10 protein-coding genes and 1 pseudogene are annotated in these 17,134 nt (G+C 38.5%); 4 read left to right on the plus strand and 7 right to left on the minus strand.

Annotated features, from left to right (window positions below; translation table 11 throughout):
* Positions 1–100: 100 nt before the first annotated feature.
* Entirely contained in the window at positions 101–1,726 is a 1,626-nt protein-coding gene (locus tag LRP84_RS05785) for an amidohydrolase (RefSeq protein WP_230574209.1), read from the minus strand.
* A 550-nt stretch (positions 1,727–2,276) separates the two neighbouring features.
* Between LRP84_RS05785 and LRP84_RS05790 the strand changes: the two genes are divergently transcribed.
* Positions 2,277–3,695, plus strand: a complete 1,419-nt coding sequence (locus LRP84_RS05790) for a sigma-54 interaction domain-containing protein (protein ID WP_230574210.1) — start codon at positions 2,277–2,279, stop codon at positions 3,693–3,695.
* Positions 3,696–3,933: 238 nt separating this feature from the next.
* On the opposite strand, the gene dnaB is transcribed toward LRP84_RS05790, so the two are convergent.
* Both dnaB and LRP84_RS05800 read right to left on the minus strand, forming a co-directional pair.
* Positions 3,934–5,220: a replicative DNA helicase gene (gene dnaB / locus LRP84_RS05795; RefSeq protein ID WP_230574211.1), complete on the minus strand. Its 1,287-nt coding sequence runs from the start codon at positions 5,218–5,220 to the stop codon at positions 3,934–3,936.
* The gene (locus LRP84_RS05800) at positions 5,217–6,068 is read right to left on the minus strand and encodes a DnaD domain-containing protein (RefSeq protein ID WP_230574212.1); all 852 of its coding nucleotides are present in this window, start codon (positions 6,066–6,068) and stop codon (positions 5,217–5,219) included. The genes dnaB and LRP84_RS05800 overlap by 4 nt, the downstream gene beginning before the upstream one ends.
* A 747-nt stretch (positions 6,069–6,815) precedes the next feature.
* On the opposite strand from LRP84_RS05800, the gene LRP84_RS05805 reads away from it, so the two are divergent.
* From LRP84_RS05805 to LRP84_RS05815, 3 genes and pseudogenes are all read left to right on the plus strand, one after another.
* Positions 6,816–9,050: an ABC transporter ATP-binding protein gene (locus LRP84_RS05805; RefSeq protein WP_230574213.1), complete on the plus strand. Its 2,235-nt coding sequence runs from the start codon at positions 6,816–6,818 to the stop codon at positions 9,048–9,050.
* Entirely contained in the window at positions 9,047–10,921 is a 1,875-nt protein-coding gene (locus LRP84_RS05810; protein ID WP_230574214.1) for an ABC transporter ATP-binding protein, read from the plus strand. Before LRP84_RS05805 ends, LRP84_RS05810 begins: the two co-directional genes overlap by 4 nt.
* A gap of 49 nt (positions 10,922–10,970) precedes the next feature.
* A pseudogene (locus tag LRP84_RS05815) lies at positions 10,971–11,278 on the plus strand (DUF6262 family protein); the annotation flags it as partial.
* A 178-nt stretch (positions 11,279–11,456) separates the two neighbouring features.
* On the opposite strand, the gene LRP84_RS22425 reads toward LRP84_RS05815, so the two are convergent.
* The 4 genes from LRP84_RS22425 to LRP84_RS05840 all read right to left on the minus strand — a co-directional run bounded on the left by LRP84_RS22425 (position 11,457) and on the right by LRP84_RS05840 (position 17,019).
* Positions 11,457–14,564 (minus strand): peptidase G2 autoproteolytic cleavage domain-containing protein, encoded by a 3,108-nt coding sequence (locus tag LRP84_RS22425; RefSeq protein WP_302850574.1) that lies wholly within the window; start codon positions 14,562–14,564, stop codon positions 11,457–11,459.
* Positions 14,565–14,972: 408 nt separating this feature from the next.
* Positions 14,973–15,707: a DUF975 family protein gene (locus LRP84_RS05830; RefSeq protein ID WP_230574215.1), complete on the minus strand. Its 735-nt coding sequence runs from the start codon at positions 15,705–15,707 to the stop codon at positions 14,973–14,975.
* Between the two features lie 399 nt (positions 15,708–16,106).
* On the minus strand, positions 16,107–16,514 hold the full coding sequence (locus tag LRP84_RS05835; RefSeq protein ID WP_230574216.1) for a PH domain-containing protein: 408 nt from the start codon (positions 16,512–16,514) through the stop codon (positions 16,107–16,109).
* A gap of 205 nt (positions 16,515–16,719) precedes the next feature.
* Entirely contained in the window at positions 16,720–17,019 is a 300-nt protein-coding gene (locus LRP84_RS05840) for a contact-dependent growth inhibition system immunity protein (protein ID WP_230574217.1), read from the minus strand.
* Positions 17,020–17,134: the final 115 nt, after the last annotated feature.

Here is a 17,134-nt window from a genome sequence, read left to right on the forward strand (position 1 = left end):
ATTAAGAGCCAATATCACAAAAGGATTTGTTAATAGAATAATGTGAAATTAATAGAATTGTAATGAAACTCCTTTTATTAACAAATCCTTTTGCCTAGATCTAATTTTTCATTATTAAATCATTCTCTTTTTGATAGACAATTTCTCCATCAATAATCGTTGTCTCCACTTTCAAATCCTTAATACTGTCTGGTTCAGCTTTTAAAATACTTTCATTTAAAATAACTAAATCAGCTAATTTCCCTACCTCTAGGCTGCCTTTTATATCCTCTTCAAAACTTGCATAAGCGCCATTCCATGTGTAAAGTTTAATAGCTTCTAGTACACTAATGGATTGATTAGTGCCAATTTCAGCTCCAAATTGGCTTTTTCTATTAACTGCAGTATGAATTCCTAATAAAGGGTTATAATCAGTAACCGGTGCATCTGAACTACCCGCTGCAACAATACCTTTATCTATATAATCACGAGCAGCGTACATATAATTAACACGTTCACCATAATTGTGAGCATATATCTCGCCATATTCATATGGAAATGGTGGGTTTGGAATAGGAATAACTTCAAGTTGTTTCATTCTTTCTTGTAAATCCGGGGTTGAAACTCCTGCATGCTCGATTCGATGACGGTGATTTTTCCTTGGAGTTTCTTTTAACGCTCTTTCTACACAATTTAAATACATTTCAATGGCTTTATCACCTTGAGCGTGTACGGTAATTTGATAGCCTTTCTTATGTGCTTCACCTAGAACCTTGTATATTTCTTCCTCACTATAATAAAGAATCCCGAAATTGTTAGGATCACTGGAGTATGGTTTTCGAGTTGCAATCGTGGGACCAGAGCTACTTCCATCTAAAAATATTTTAGCCGGCCCGACTCTGAATTTCTCATCTCCTGTACCGGTTACTATCCCTGCATTCATCATTTTATTTACAAATTTATCGGATTCATTTATGGTACCGATTATTGCATATACCCGAACACGGATGTCTTTGGTTTTTATAGCTGTTTGTAACAAACGATAACAATTGGAATCAAAAGTAGCTGCTTCATGAATACTCGTGATACCTCCTGAAATGAAATGATCCGACGCTATTTTAACAGCTTTCATAAGTTCGTCATCTGTATAGCTTGCTACATCATTCATCTTCATATTTGCAGCTTCAAATAATTTACCTGTAATTTCCCCCTTCTCATTTTTTTCAATTACTCCACCTTGAGGATTCGGTGTCTTTTCGTCAAATCCAGCCTTCTCCAATGCTACTGTGTTTACGATACAGATATGTCCACATGTACGAGAAATGATGATTGGATGATCAGTTGAAATGGCATCTAGCTCAGCAATCGTTGGATACCGCTTTTCCTTTACTGTGGTTTCATTAAACCCCCAAGCTCTTATCCACTCGCCTTTTGGTGTTTCCAACGATTTTTTCTTAAGCTCATTCAGCAAAGCTGCAACAGAGTCGATGTGACTTTCTTTACAACTGATATTCAATTGAAAAACCCCATATAAAACCAGGTGTGTGTGAGAATCAATAAATCCAGGAAGGAGGGATTTGCCTGCTAAGTCAATGACTTCAGTCTTCTCCCCAATGAATTCCTTCATTTCTAAATTTGAACCGACCCCTATTATTCGATTATCCTTTATTGCTACAGATTCTACTATTGAGTTTTGTCTGTCTGATGTAATAACTTCACCATTGATAAATACTAGATTTGCATTCATAAACACACCATCCTTTTTCATTTTTAGGCAATTTTGTAATCAGTCTATTTATAATAATGTAGAGTTAAAGCGCTTTCATTAAACAATTGGTAAGATTTATTTCAAGAGTACAAATCGTAAAGATTTTTTCAGAATAATAAACATGATCAGTGAAGCCAAAACAGTTCAAAAAACAATCCAAAATAAATGAAACGACATTCCTAGGATAAAATATTTTTCTCTGTTAGCAAAAATTGCGGTTCCCCCAACATTCTAATAAAAGGAAGAAATCCTAATAAACAGAAAAATTCTATTAAATACCTCCTCGTATAAATTAATAATTTCGCCCGGTACACTTTTATAAAGCAATAATCATGCCATAAATTTGGAACGAAAGCAGCGTAAATAGACAGAAAATTATAAAAAATAACTTTAAATCTAGCTATTGTGAGATATAATGAATTAAATTCGTTTCAACAGATTCATAAATGGTTCGTTCTTTTCACTAATTTCCATCTATTTTGAACCGCTTGTGGTTCAAAATAGATGCATGCATAGGAGGCTTCAAGCCATGTACGACATTCCTGTCCAAATTGAAAACAAATATCTCTTAAAAATTCTCGACAGTCTTGAAAGTGGGATGAATATTGTTGACAAAAATGGAACGATTATGTGGGTAAACCAAGCATGTTGTAAGATTTTTAACAAAAGCAAGGAGGATTTGATTGGTAAGAATATTTTCGTTCTGAAAAAAGAGGGTGCTTTCACTCCATCCGTAATCGAAATGGCTTTACAAAATGGAAGTACTGTAACCACTGTACAAGAAATTACTGGTGGAAATAAGATGACAGTAACAGGGGAAATTATTTTGGATGAGCAGGAAAACCCCATTTATTTTGTAGCACATGGTCATGATATAAGCAATTGGATGGAGAATATTTCCCAACTAGAATGGGAAGAATTAGCCCCCGTATTGAAGCGGTATTTACTAGAAATAAGAAAAATGAATACCCAGTATATTCTAAGCAAGGAGGAACAGTCCTTTATCGGACATAGCAAAGTACATAATTCGCTTGCTGAAATCATGGAAAGAGTGGCAAGTGTTGATTCAACTGCGCTCATTAACGGAGAAACGGGAGTTGGAAAAAACGTAGTTGCGAAGCGTATTCACGAGTTAAGCGAACGAAACAGTCAACCCTTTGTCCACTTAAATTGTGCAGCAATTCCCGATTCACTTCTCGAATCTGAATTGTTCGGCTACCACAAGGGAGCCTTTACAGGTGCTAATCCAAAAGGTAAGCCAGGGCTGGTCAAAATAGCCGCAAAAGGAACGCTTTTTTTGGATGAAATTAGTGAACTTCCGCTACATCTGCAACCTAAGCTCCTTCAATTGCTGCAGGACAAGACCTATATGCCTATTGGCGGTTCACAGTTAGTAAAGGCTGATATTCGCATTATTGCAGCAACAAACCGCAAGATTGAGAAAATGGTAAAAGAAGGAAAATTCCGAGCTGACCTATATTATCGCCTTCATGTTTTACCAGTAAACATTCCGCCACTACGCGAGCGGAAAGAAGATATTTTTCCGTTTCTCCATTTCTATTTGCAAAAATATAACCAGATATTCAACCAGACACGTACCTTCTCGAAGCAAACGCTAGATGTTTTACAACGTTATCAGTGGCCGGGAAATATACGCGAGTTAGAAAATACTGTTGAGCAGCTCGTTATTATGGCTAAAAGGGAAGAAATTTCGATTCACGATTTACCAGAGCGCTTTCTCTCAGTAAACATGGAAAAAGAAGCTTTAGAGTCTCTGAAAAAAGGCAACAATTTAAGCGAGATTATCGAAAGTATGGAAAAAAAAATTATTGAACAGGCAATTAAGGAAAATAAGACTACACGTAGAACTGCAAAAGTTCTTGGAATTACCCAAACCTCACTGATCCGTCGGTTAAAAAAATACAATATCCGCAACGAAAAAGAATAGCTAAGTATACATATCTGGTAAGATACAACTTTCTTCAATTCAGATGCTCATGAATTACAATTCCGAAATGATCTTAAGCGCTTTTAAATATAGAAAATCATTTAAAAGTAAATTGGCTATGTAAGTTTCACATAGTCAATTCACTTTTTTAGGAGGAATGCTTTTGGGACACTGATTCAGATTAATTTGGAATGATTATCACAACTCCTCGCACTTCTTTGCAACACATCCTTCCCTACTAAATCCCCTCCACAAACCTCCCATACTCCTTCAAAAACCTTAACTTCACAACCCCAACAGGCCCGTTCCGATGCTTCGCCACATGAACCTCTGTAACATCCTTATTCTCCGTCTCCTGATCATAATAATCCTCCCGATACATGAGCATAATCACATCTGCATCCTGCTCAATCTGCCCTGTCTCCCTCAGATCAGACAAAAGCGGACGCTTATCTTGGCGTGACTCCACCGCACGTGATAGCTGAGACAGCGCTACGACACACACATTCAAATCACGAGCCAACAGCTTCAACTTGCGGGAGATTTCACTCATTTCCTGAAACCTGTTTCCCCTGTATTTCGAATCGCCTGTAATGAGCTGTAAATAATCAATAATAACGAGCAGTTTTTGATCTGCATGCTTTCGTTTCAGCTTTCGTACTTGCATCCAAATTTCCTGTGTTGTGACGCCTGCTTTATCATAAATCTCTAGCGGCAGATCCCCAATTTCCGCAAATGCCCGGCTTGTTTTCTCCCAATCTTCTATCGTAAAACGGTGCTTCGGATTTTTCAGCCTTTTTCCCGATACCTCTCCAGTGCAGGAAACCATCCGTTTTAGTAATTGTTTGTCACTCATCTCCAAAGAAAACAATCCAACTGCCGCACCCGATTTTGCGGCATGAAGCGCAATATTTAAGGCGAACGCTGTTTTTCCCATGGAAGGCCGGGCGCCAATCACAACAAAGTCACCTTCCTGCAGGCCGCATGTCATCTTATTTAAAGCGGAAAAGCCGGTCTCAATGCCTATGAGTTCTTCTGCGTCCTGATGAAACTCTTCATACAAGCCGACTAACGCATCCTTCAAATCAAAATCTAGTGTACAGTCCACCTCTTCTAGTTCACAGAGTGCCGTAATCGTCTCACCGATTACTTTCTCATCCTTCTCCGCAAGAAGACGTTCACTCATACTTTGTGCCATGATTCCCGCATGCTGCATTTTCCATGCGCTCCGAACAAGCCCCTCGTAATAGGAGAAGTTAGCTGTATTCGGAACACTCTCGATGATATTGACAAAGTACTCAATCCCGCCAATTTGTTCCAAAAAAGAAGGATCTATTCTCGAAACAAGCGTAACAAGGTCAAGCGGCTGTCCGTCTTCCTCTATTTTCCGTATTAACTTGAATATAGCTTGATGCACAGGCATAGAGAAGTGCTGCTCGGTCAAGCGGCACTCCTTAATCAATTCACCATCAAGCAGCAAAGACCCTAATACCGTCTGTTCGGCCTCAACGTTTTGAATACTCATGGACGCCACCCCTTTTCCTGCAAGAACTTCTGCAGTTCTTCTTCAGACGGTACATTTTTCTCCCACTCTTCACACTCCTCTAGAAACTGCTCAGTCTCATGAATAGCAGACGGTTCCTTCTTCCGGAACTTCACTGCCGCTGCATCTACTTCACTAAGTTTCGTATATCCCTTTCCATGCCAATCTCGTAAAATACCTTTTACGTAAGCAAGCGTCCGCTTGTTGTTTTCATGAGCAATTTGGAGTGCTTTCAATACGAGCTCCTCCGACAGGTCATCAATCCATCCGCTCAGTTCCTCTGCGGTATATGGCGACAAGCTGCCAAAGTTTTGTTCATAAAACGTGAATACATTGTGATCGGAATCTATTTTTTCATCTGCTTCACAGCTTTCAGATTCGTCTTGAGAAGCGGCCTGAGACTCTTCAACCGGCATGTCGAAATGCTCCAGTAATAGCGGAATGCTTAGCTCTTCCTCCAAGCACTTTTGAAGGAACATATGGACAAACTTTTTGCTTTTCACAGTCTTTAACTCACGCAATACACATTTCTCAACGTTCGTGTTCGTAACTGGGTTATAACGCAACCAATTCTGGATATATAACTCCTTCGTTTCTGCATCATATAATATCTTTCCATATTCAATGAACCGCTGCAGCAGCTTCTCAACAGTCTCTCTGTTGTAGCCTGTTTCCATTTCCGCCAAACGCTTCGGCAGCGGATAAATGCCGCACTGCGTAGTTTTAGAGCACGTCAGCAAATATATGTAAAAGTATCGCTCCTCCGGTGTTAAGTCCAATACAAAATCATCCTGCCAAAAATTCACCTGTACATTCCGGTATACTGCCATATGTATTCCTCCCATCTTTAATGACAAATATGAAATTGCTGTTTCTTTAATAGATATAAGAATGGAAGAGGAAATGTGGTAATTTAATTTTAAATTTTTTTAAAAAATTACTACGATGCTATTTCTTTTTGGATAATTCTTGTAGTAGTAGTTTTTTTGTTTTGTTTTTGTAGTGATTTATTACTTGGTAGGGGCTTGTAAGGGGCTGTTTTACATTCGTCATCCATAAGGAAAAGAAGTTACATCAAATGATAATCCCCCTTTTAAACTGCATTCCCATTTCTTCATCATATTCCCGCATACGCTGCTTCTTGCTTGCGGCGAAATGGGATGCTTCTCTTTACTTCGTGTAGCATCCCTAACAGCAACACCACTTTACAACTTTTACTAAATTTTAAAATTATTTAACAAATTTATTTATCATGAATTCTATACTCTAAATGTTGCATTACAGCTTAATATAGTCATAGAATTATAATTATCCTCTGGCCGAAAGGACGTAAAGAGCTGTTAGAATGAATTACTGAGAATATGAAGGATAAAGTGAAACTTCCATTCGGAGATGCTTTTCCTCCGAATGGTTAGTTGAACCAATCGGGCTTTTACGGGCAGTTATCCCCCACCTTTCTTTTTCGCTTTTCTCTGAATCTTGAGGTGGGGGTCTTACTGCCCGTTAATGCGGGATGAAGCAAAGAAACGAAGTAAAAGCTAAAAAAATTAGAAAAGGAAAATGGAGAGATGAATTAAATGTTAAAGATCATAAAACATTTAAAACCTTTTACTGCCTCAATCATTGCAGTTATATGTCTTTTAACCGTACAAGCTGTATGTGACTTATCACTGCCAGACTACATGTCTAACATTGTCAATGTAGGTATTCAGCAAAAAGGTGTAGAAAACGCAGTACCTCAAGTCATTCGTAAAAGTGAATTTGATAAACTTAAGCTCTTTATGAATGAAGATGAGAAGAAAAAAATAGATGACAACTATGTGCTTTTAGATAAGAAAGATCTTTCTCAAAGTGAGTTACAAAATTACTTAAAAGATTATCCACAGCTTGATAAAGAACCTCTTTATAAGCTACAGACAAAGGATAAAGATACAATTAGTGAACTTAACGATATATTCGGAAAACCAATTTTAATTACAGAGGGAATTGAAAAAGGTGGTACATCCGCTGCGCCAGATGGCAGCCAAACACCGACGAATCTTCCGCCAAATACAGATCCTTTCGCAGTAATTGCTAAATTGCCTCAAAGTCAAATCGATGCAATGAAAGAAAAGGCAGATGAAAAGTTTAAAAATATGCCAGGCAGCATGGTTACACAGTCAGCCGTTCCATTTATTGAGAATGAGTATAAAACGATCGGTATAAATACGAATAAGCTTCAAACAAATTATATTCTTACTTCTGGCGGGAAAATGCTGCTTTTATCTTTAGTTAGTATGGCCGCTACCGTTATCGTGAGTTTACTTGCTGCAAAAGTAGCAGCTGGATTAGGCAGAGACCTTAGAAAGAAAGTATTCCGGAAGGTTACGAGCTTCTCGAATGCAGAATTTGATAAGTTTTCTACTGCATCTTTAATCACAAGAAGTACAAATGATATTCAACAAGTGCAAACACTTATGGTTATGATGCTTCGGATCGTATTCTATGCACCTATTTTAGGCATAGGCGGCGTAATCAAGGTACTTACTACAGACGTTTCCATGGGATGGATTATCGCAGTTGCAGTTATCGCGATTTTAAGCTTAGTCATTGGTTTATTTAGCGTCGCAATTCCTAAGTTTAAGAGCATCCAAAAGTTAGTTGATAAAATTAACTTAATCACTCGTGAATCTTTAACAGGTATGCTTGTTATTCGTGCTTTTAATAACCAAAAGTATGAAGAAAAGAAATTTGAAAAAGGAAATCAAGATTTAACAAGAACAAATTTATTTGTAAGCCGTTTAATGTCATTTATGATGCCAATGATGATGTTTATCATGAATGCCGTTACTGTACTTATTATTTGGGTTGGAGCACACCAAGTAGATATGGGACATATGCAAGTTGGTGATATGATGGCATTTATGCAATATACAATGCAAATCATCATGGCCTTCTTAATGATTTCTATGGTATCCATTATGGTTCCGCGTGCTTCTGTATCCGCACAACGTATCGCAGAAGTTCTAGATACTGACATTAGCATTCGTGATGCAGAAGAACCAAAAATATTCTCTTCAGACAAGAATGGTTACGTTGAATTTAAAAATGTTAGCTTTAGATATCCAGGTGCAGAAGAAGATGTGCTTTCCAATATCAGCTTTACCGCAAAGCCTGGAGAAACGACAGCTTTCATTGGAAGTACAGGTAGCGGTAAATCAACATTAATAAACTTAATTCCACGTTTTTATGATGTAACGAGCGGTCAAATATTAATAGATGGCACTGACATTAGAGAAGTATCACAGAAGGAATTGAGAGAAAAAATTGGTTATGTACCACAAAAAGGAGTTCTATTCTCAGGTACGATAGAAAGTAATCTGAAATACGGTAAGAAAGAAGCAACTGAAGAAGAACTAGTAAAAGCATCAGAAATCGCTCAAGCTATGGAGTTTATTAACGCGAAACCTGAAAGCTTCCGTACAGATATATCACAAGGCGGTACGAACGTTTCAGGTGGCCAAAAACAAAGACTTTCTATTGCGCGTGCTCTTACTAAGAAATCTGAAATATTCATATTTGATGATAGTTTCTCAGCTCTTGACTTCAAGACAGACGCAGCATTGCGTAAAGCTTTGAACACTGAGATTTCAGGAAGTACTGTTCTACTTGTTGCACAAAGAATCAGTACAATCATGAATGCAGATAAGATCATTGTACTTGATGAAGGAAAAATAGTAGGAACTGGTACTCATGAGGAGCTTATGGAAAACTGTGAGGTTTATAAGCAAATTGCTTTATCACAACTTTCAAGGGAGGAACTTTCGTCATGAGTGATAGAAAAATAGAAAATAGAAAACAAGGCGGCCCTGGCCCTGGTGGCGGCGGTCATATGGGCGGCGGCATGAGAAAGATTGAGAAGGCAAAAAACTTTAAGGGAACGATGAATAAGTTACTTCAATACTTAAAGCCATATAAGTTATCAATTTTGATCGTCATTATTTTTGCAATAGGTAGTGCCGCCTTTGCAATCGCAGGTCCAAAGATTTTAGGTAAAGCTACAACAAAACTTTTCGAAGGACTAGTAAGCAAGGTATCAGGCGCGCCAGGTGCTGCAATTGACTTTACCTATATCGGAAACATTGTCGTTATACTCCTTGGATTATATATAGTGAGCGCTGTGTTTGGCATTATCCAAGGCTATATCATTTCTGGAGTAGCACAAAAGGTATCTTATAACTTCAGAAAAGAAATTGATGAAAAGATTAACCGTATGCCGCTTAAGTACTTTGATAAAACGACACACGGAGAAGTATTATCTAGAGTTACAAATGACGTAGATACTGTGAGCCAGACTTTAAATCAAAGTATGTCGCAAATCATCACATCCGTTATTACAATCATTGGTGTACTCATCATGATGTTATCAATAAGCTGGCAAATGACATTAGTAGCGCTTTTAATATTGCCAGTATCCATGATGCTCATAATGGGAGTCGTAAAAAGATCACAAAAGTACTTTAAATCCCAGCAAGAGTATTTAGGACACGTGAACGGTCAAGTAGAAGAAATTTATAGTGGTCACAATATCGTAAAAGCCTTTAACACTGAAGAAGAAGAAGTTAAAAAATTCGAAGAGGTTAACGATACCCTTTACCACTCTGCATGGAAGTCTCAATTTTTATCTGGAATGATGATGCCGATTATGACGTTTATCGGTAATATCGGTTACGTAGCTGTATCTATTTTAGGCGGATGGCTTGCGGTCAAGAAAACGATCGCAGTTGGAGATATTTTAGCCTTCGTTCAATATGTGAGAAGTTTTACGCAGCCAATCGCTCAAGTAGCTCAAATCGCGAACGTACTTCAATCCACAGCTGCAGCTGCAGAAAGAGTTTTCGAATTTTTAGAAGAAGAAGAGGAAATTCCAGAAGCAGAAAATCCAGTTAAACTTCAAGAGATTAAAGGAGAAGTTACCTTCAAAGATGTTCAATTTGGATATAATCCAGATAAGATCATCATCAATAACTTCTCAGCTAATATTCAGCCTGGACAAAAGGTAGCCATCGTAGGACCAACTGGGGCAGGTAAAACAACTATCGTGAAGCTGTTAATGCGTTTCTATGATTTAAATAGCGGTGCTATATGCATAGACGGTCACGATATAAAAGACTTCACGCGAGAAGATTTACGCAATATGTTCGGTATGGTACTTCAAGACACTTGGCTATTCAACGGTTCCATTATGGAAAATATACGTTACGGTAGACTCGACGCTACTGACGAAGAAGTGATTGAAGCAGCTAAAGCAGCTCACGTTCACAGCTTCGTAAAGGCTTTACCAAATAGATACAATATGGAATTAAACGAAGAAGCAAGCAACGTATCCCAAGGACAAAAGCAATTATTAACAATTGCCCGCGCCCTTCTAGCGGATCCAAAAATACTAATACTCGATGAAGCAACAAGCTCTATCGATACTCGTACAGAAGTACTGATTCAAAAAGCCATGGAAAACCTCATGGAAGGCAGAACAAGTTTTATCATTGCTCACAGATTATCAACAATACGTGATGCAGATTTAATCCTTGTCATGAAAGATGGGGATATTGTAGAACAAGGTAATCATGAAGAGCTATTGAAAGCTAATGGTTTCTATGCTTCGCTTTATAATAGTCAGTTTGAAAGCGCGGATGCTTCGTGAGATTAAAAAGAACACTCCTCTAGTTTATGAGAGGAGTGTTTTTTTCTACTTCTTAAAAGTAGATAATGCCATAGAAAAATTAACACAAATGAATGAGAAAATTAATTTTAATAGTGTCTCTACTGAATCTAGCGTAACAAAAGCAACGTTATAGAGATTCGCAAGCGTATTGAAGCATTAAGACAACAACAATCTCAAATATTCTCTCCAAAACAAATCAAACGTGAAATGAATGAAAGTAACAAAGATGCTATCATTGAAACATTAAGACGTAAAATATCGAAATTGGAAGAAGAAAATAAACAATTACGTCAACATGTCAAAATTGCTTACGCTCAAATTTATGAAAAAGTATAATGTATTCAATTAGTAATCCCCAAAACGAAAAAAATGAGCTGAATTTTCATAAATAATTATAGAGATATAAATTTTTTGTTTTGGGGATAATTCAAAGTATTAGCTTGATGATTATGGGTAGCACCACACATCCATCAAGTTAAAAGATCATTTAAAATAAATACACTATGCTCGCTCCCTAACGAACCAAAATCAGAATTTGATTAGGACCTGTACGTTTTAACACAAAATACCCTTTCTCCGATTTTGTTGCAATTCCATCATCATTTGACAAACAATATCCATGGGTTTCACAAGTCCCATCGTCTCGAACCAGTACTTGACCAATTAATCCGACAGGTACCCATTCTGGACGATTTACACGAGAGATATACTCTTCATAAGGATTCCATTCCGGATTGGGTATAGGCTGCATTATTTTTCTTTCTGGGATGATTATATTTCCTTCTCCATCTCTTTGAGCTGGAAGGGTAACTTCATGGTATTTTCTTCGTCCCCATTCATCAGTCAGATATTTTCCCTGCCAACGTAAGCATCCACTATTTCCTAACAGACCTGGTGTTGCACTTGTTATTCCCAAAATAAACAGATCATTTGAAGTGGCCTTTCGAATTTTATCTTCTGTCGATACAGTAACGAAATAGCCAACATCAATCGAGTTTCCATCGGCTGTTTCAAACATTTCTGCGTAATCACCAGCTGGAGTTAAATATGCTCCATCGATGAACATATTTCCGTTATTTAGAAGTTTTCCAACTAGACCTGTAACATCATAAGGTACTGCTCCGAAAGCTACATTCCACGAATAAGTTGGGTCCCCATCTGTAGCATTAACAGCTCCATTTCTACCCATAATATGGGCTCCTTCGAAACCATTTGCTGTTGTATCCAATCCTTCAGTATGAGATAAATCCCCACTAGCAATTGTACCTGATCCTTCGGCATGGGCCGCAAATCCACTTGCCTTTGTACCGCTACCTTCTGCGTGGGAAGAATCCCCACTGGCAATTGTACCGGTTCCTTCGGTATGGGCCACAAATCCACTTGCCGTTGTACCGGTTCCTTCTGCGTGAGAAGAAGTTCCACTCGCCGTTGTACCGGTTCCTTCTGCGTGGGAAGAAGTTCCACTTGCGGTTGTACCGTTACCTTCGGAATGGGCTGCAAATCCACTTGCCGTTGTATTATTTCCTTCGGCATGGGAAGAATCGCTACTTGCCGTTGTACCTGATCCTTCGGCATGACTCCCCTGAGCTAAAGCGTTAGTAGAAACCCCTTCGGCATGGGCACCATTTGCATTTATATCTGTACTTGTTGATATGCCCTCCGCATGGGAAGCTTGCCCGTTGGCGGTTGTACTAAAACCTTCAGTATGGGAATTAAGCGCATTCGCTCTCGTAAGTTGACCTTCGGCATGTGATGCAAAACCACCAGCTATTGTACTAACACCTTCTGCATGAGAAAAATCACCTGTTGCTTGTGAGCCTGGATTGACTGTAATATCAGAAGTCCCACCCTCAGCATGAGAAGCAAACCCACTAGCTGTCGTATTCACTCCTTCAGCATGAGAACTAGATCCACTCGCTAATGAAAATGCTGCATTACCATTTTGATCAACACCACCGCCTTCAGCATGAGAAGCTCTTCCACTTGCTGTATTCCCTTCTCCTTCGGCATGAGAGTTAGTTCCACTTGCAATTGTTTGTTGCCCTTCAGCGTGGGAATGATCTGCACTTGCTTGTGTACCATTTCCTTCTGTATGTGCAGCAAATCCATTGGCGACTGTATTAACTCCTTCCGCATGAGCAGCAGTTGCCAATGCTCCTGTAGACGTATTTTGGCCTTCCGTATGGGATGCAGATCCACTCGCTGTTGTACTGTCTCCTTCGGCATGTGAAGCATTCCCACCTGCTGTTGTATTTTGACCTTCGGCATGTGAATTAGATCCACTGGCATTTGTATGAAATCCTTCCGCATGGGATGCAGCTCCATTCGCTATTGTAGTGTCTCCTTCGGCATGCGAAGAATTCCCACCTGCTGTTGTATTTTGACCTTCGGCATGTGAAAAAGATTCACTCGCCGTTGTACCGCCACCTTCAGCATGGGAAGATCCTCCACTGGCTATTGTTCTTGATCCCTCGGCATGGGCAGCCCCATTATTCGCCATTGTATTAAAACCCTCTGCATGGGATGCAGCTCCGCTAGCTGTTGCTTCTGATCCCTCAGCATGTGAAGCAGGTCCGCTAGCTGTTGTATTAAAACCTTCCGCATGGGATGCAGCTCCACCGACTGTTGTATTTGTAGCAACTCCTTCGGCATGCGAAAAATCTCCTAACGCCTGTGGAGCTGGAAATAAAGTAATATCTGGAGTTCCTCCCTCAGCATGAGAAGCGATTCCATTAGCAACAGTTTGCCTTCCTTCCGCATGGGAACATTCTCCATTTGCGCTGGAATTACATCCTTCAGCATGTGAGGCAAATCCATTTGCAATAGTATTACTTCCTTCAGCTACAGAACATCCATTATTCGGGTCAGTTATAATACAGCTTATTCCTGTTGGACCAGTTGCTCCTGTTGTTCCTGTTGTTCCTGTTGGACCGGTTACTCCCGTTTCACCTGTTGCTCCTGTTTCTCCTGTCGGGCCCGTTGGACCTGTCGCTCCCGTTTCTCCTGTCAGTCCCGTTGAACCAGTCGCTCCCGTTTCTCCTGTCAGTCCCGTTGAACCAGTCGCTCCCGTTTCTCCTGTCAGTCCCGTTGGACCTGTCGAGCCCGTTTCTCCTGTCAGTCCCGTTGGACCTGTTGCTCCCGTTTCTCCTGTCGCTCCCGTTGGACCAGTTGCTCCCGTTTCTCCTGTCAGTCCCGTTGGACCAGTTGCTCCTGTTTCACCTGTCAGGCCCGTTGCACCGGTTTCACCTGTTGCTCCCGTTTCTCCTGTCGGACCTGTTGCTCCCGTTGCTCCCGTCGGGCCCGTTTCACCTGTTGCTCCCGTTTCTCCTGTCGGGCCCGTTTCACCTGTTATTCCTGTTGGGCCTGTTGACCCAATCGGACCAGTTTCACCTGTCGGTCCAGTTCCACCTGTTGCTCCCGTTTCACCTGTCAGTCCCGTTGGACCAGTTATTCCTGTTAGGCCTGTCGCCCCCATCGGGCCAGTTTCACCTGTCGGGCCCGTTGGACCAGTTATTCCTGTTGGGCCTGTAGGGACCGTGAATGGTGGAACTGGAGGTAAAGTAGGACCAATCGAACTTGGATCTAATGCAGCAGCACGTAGAATTTCATTTTCTTCTGACATACATCACCTCCAAAAAGCACTTATCATATTAAATAAATGCGTTACGGAAACATTTATGACAGATTTGGCTCTTTTTCACATTCAATCTGATGAATTGAAGCTTAGAATATTTCCCTTATAAAAAATAAAAAAATTCTTCTATAACTTTCCTAATACAGTCGTAGCTTGATAGCGATGTGACGCTATCCCTAAAAAGGTGATGGTTTCTATGCTTCGCTTTATAATAGTCAGTTTGAAGGTGCGGATGCTTCGTGAGATTAAATAGAAGAAGCTTTCTCAAAGGGTCGTTGCATAACGACCTTTTGGAGAAAGCTTCTTTTGCATGAATAGGTTACTTTTTAGTTTTGAAATTTCTTCATAAATTATACTGTCATCGTATAGAGATATAAAACAAACAATATTCTCTTTCTAGATAACGGTCTTTTCTTCCATACCTGTATCTCTATTTACTAAATTCAAGTAGAAATGCGATACTGTCGTCATGTAATATGGATAGATCCAAAGAAACGGGATACTAAATGTGAAAATTCCTATAATAGCCCCTAAAATAAACCATCCGATAAAACTTAAAGATAGTATGAATAAATCTAATTTATGTCCTTTCATCATTTTTTGGCTCTTTTTAAGCGCTTCACTCGCCGTATATTCTGGATGATCTAACATGATATAGTAAGCCATAGAATAAGAGAAACATTTTATAATACCGGGAACAATTAGCAATAAACTCCATAAAAATACGTATACACCCATTAAGACAGCTAGCTTTATAGATTTAAATACATTCTTTTTTCGAAACCCTTCAAATAAATGATCAATTGTAGTAGATTCTTTTTTCGCTAAACGTAATGTAACATTAAAATACCCATAAGTCATAATGCTTTGTACACCTATTAAAACAATACATATAATAGCGAAAGTAAATAAATAAGAAACAGCGCCTACTGCATTTAACGTCTCTTCTCCTGTAATCGAAGCACTAGCATTCATTGTTTCACTTAATAAGATGCCCAGTAGAAAAAGTGGAAATCCTATAATAAACATAGCAATACCAGACATAGCATAATACAGAAACGATGCCCCTGCTCCCAATCCCCATCTACCTTTTAATGAAGATAAGGCCGCTTTTTTAAAGTCACTGATCATTTTAATCACACCCTTCAATTTATTTGTTATTATTTATATGAATAACAATATTACATAGAGAATAATAGCATTTTTTAACAAGACTAACATTATATATATTTATTTTTATTAATATCCAAATAAAAAAACAGAGCTGTTCCCAAAGTTTTGCTATTCATGCCGAATAAATACCTCTTTCTCTATTCATCTTTACAAACTAAAAGGCCAAAATAAAGGACTAGGTTAATTACAACCCAGTCCCTAACACTACTTGTTCTTACTGTTTTCTATTACGCGACAAACATTTTTCAACAACATGAAACTACTAGCATTCTAGTAGTTTGTTAGTTCTGTCTTTAATTTTTTCTAATTCCGATATAAGCTTTTTCTATATATATTAATCGTATCCTCAATTACTTTTTATTTACCATACAATTCTTCTAACTTAACTAAGCTCTTTTTATGGTTTGATAAACCAACTGTGAAACTATTCGGTTTCATTTCGATTATCCCTTTGTCCTCTTTTAACTTTACAGTGACATTGGATTTAAGGATACCTCTCTTTACACTTACTTTCTCTACTTCATCTAAGTCTAAGTGAGCAATATTTCCAGTAGCATTACCAGTTGCAGGACTTAACTCTATTAGCAAGATTCTCTTATTTGTGAACCCTGCAAGGCAATGTGAATTTGAGCCAATTGCACCAAAACCGTAAGCTAAGTATTCAGAGGGAGATGCCATTTTCATAACGTAAAAGTAATGAACATAAGTCTCACCTTCTATCATTAGTTTGTCGAATATCTTGTCTGCATTTGTATTAGTTAACATCTTTTTATTCTCCTTATATTTTACAAATTTATATGTCAATTTGAACATGCACTCTTTCGCTTGTTTAAGGATGTACAAAATTACTCATTTTCTTATTATCAAGTACATAATTCGAAAGAGAAAACGTTTTATATTACGGCTAGTGATGCGTATGTAACTGTGCATTAATACGAAAAGACCGCCTATTATGGGCGGTCGATTTTTACTAAGTATTTTTTAATGCTTTTTTTAACGTTTTAACTGTTTGTTCAAGCCATTCTAATGGTGTTATTTCTAATCCTTCAAAATATATCCCATCTGCAGAATATCGTATGTACTCATTTTTTTCTTTATTACTATAATCGCTTTGAATAAATTCAGTTAAAAAAATAATAGCATCTTGCAAATACTCTTTTGGTGCCTCTTCTAGTAATTCTTGAAGTGCTTCTTCATAAAATGTGTCTTGATGGAAGGTTCCTGCTAAGAACTGAAAAACTGGATCTTCTGGATTATTTTTTAATAGCATATATTTATTTTCTCCTTTTATTAAAATCTGTTGATAAGGCTCTATCTACATTGTCTTTTTTCTTTAAGTCTAAAACGTTTTGTAAGTCTCTATTTACTATTTCTGTTGGACTTTT

Source organism: Bacillus rhizoplanae, from assembly GCF_917563915.1.
Classification (GTDB): Bacteria; Bacillota; Bacilli; order Bacillales; family Bacillaceae_G; genus Bacillus_A; species Bacillus_A rhizoplanae.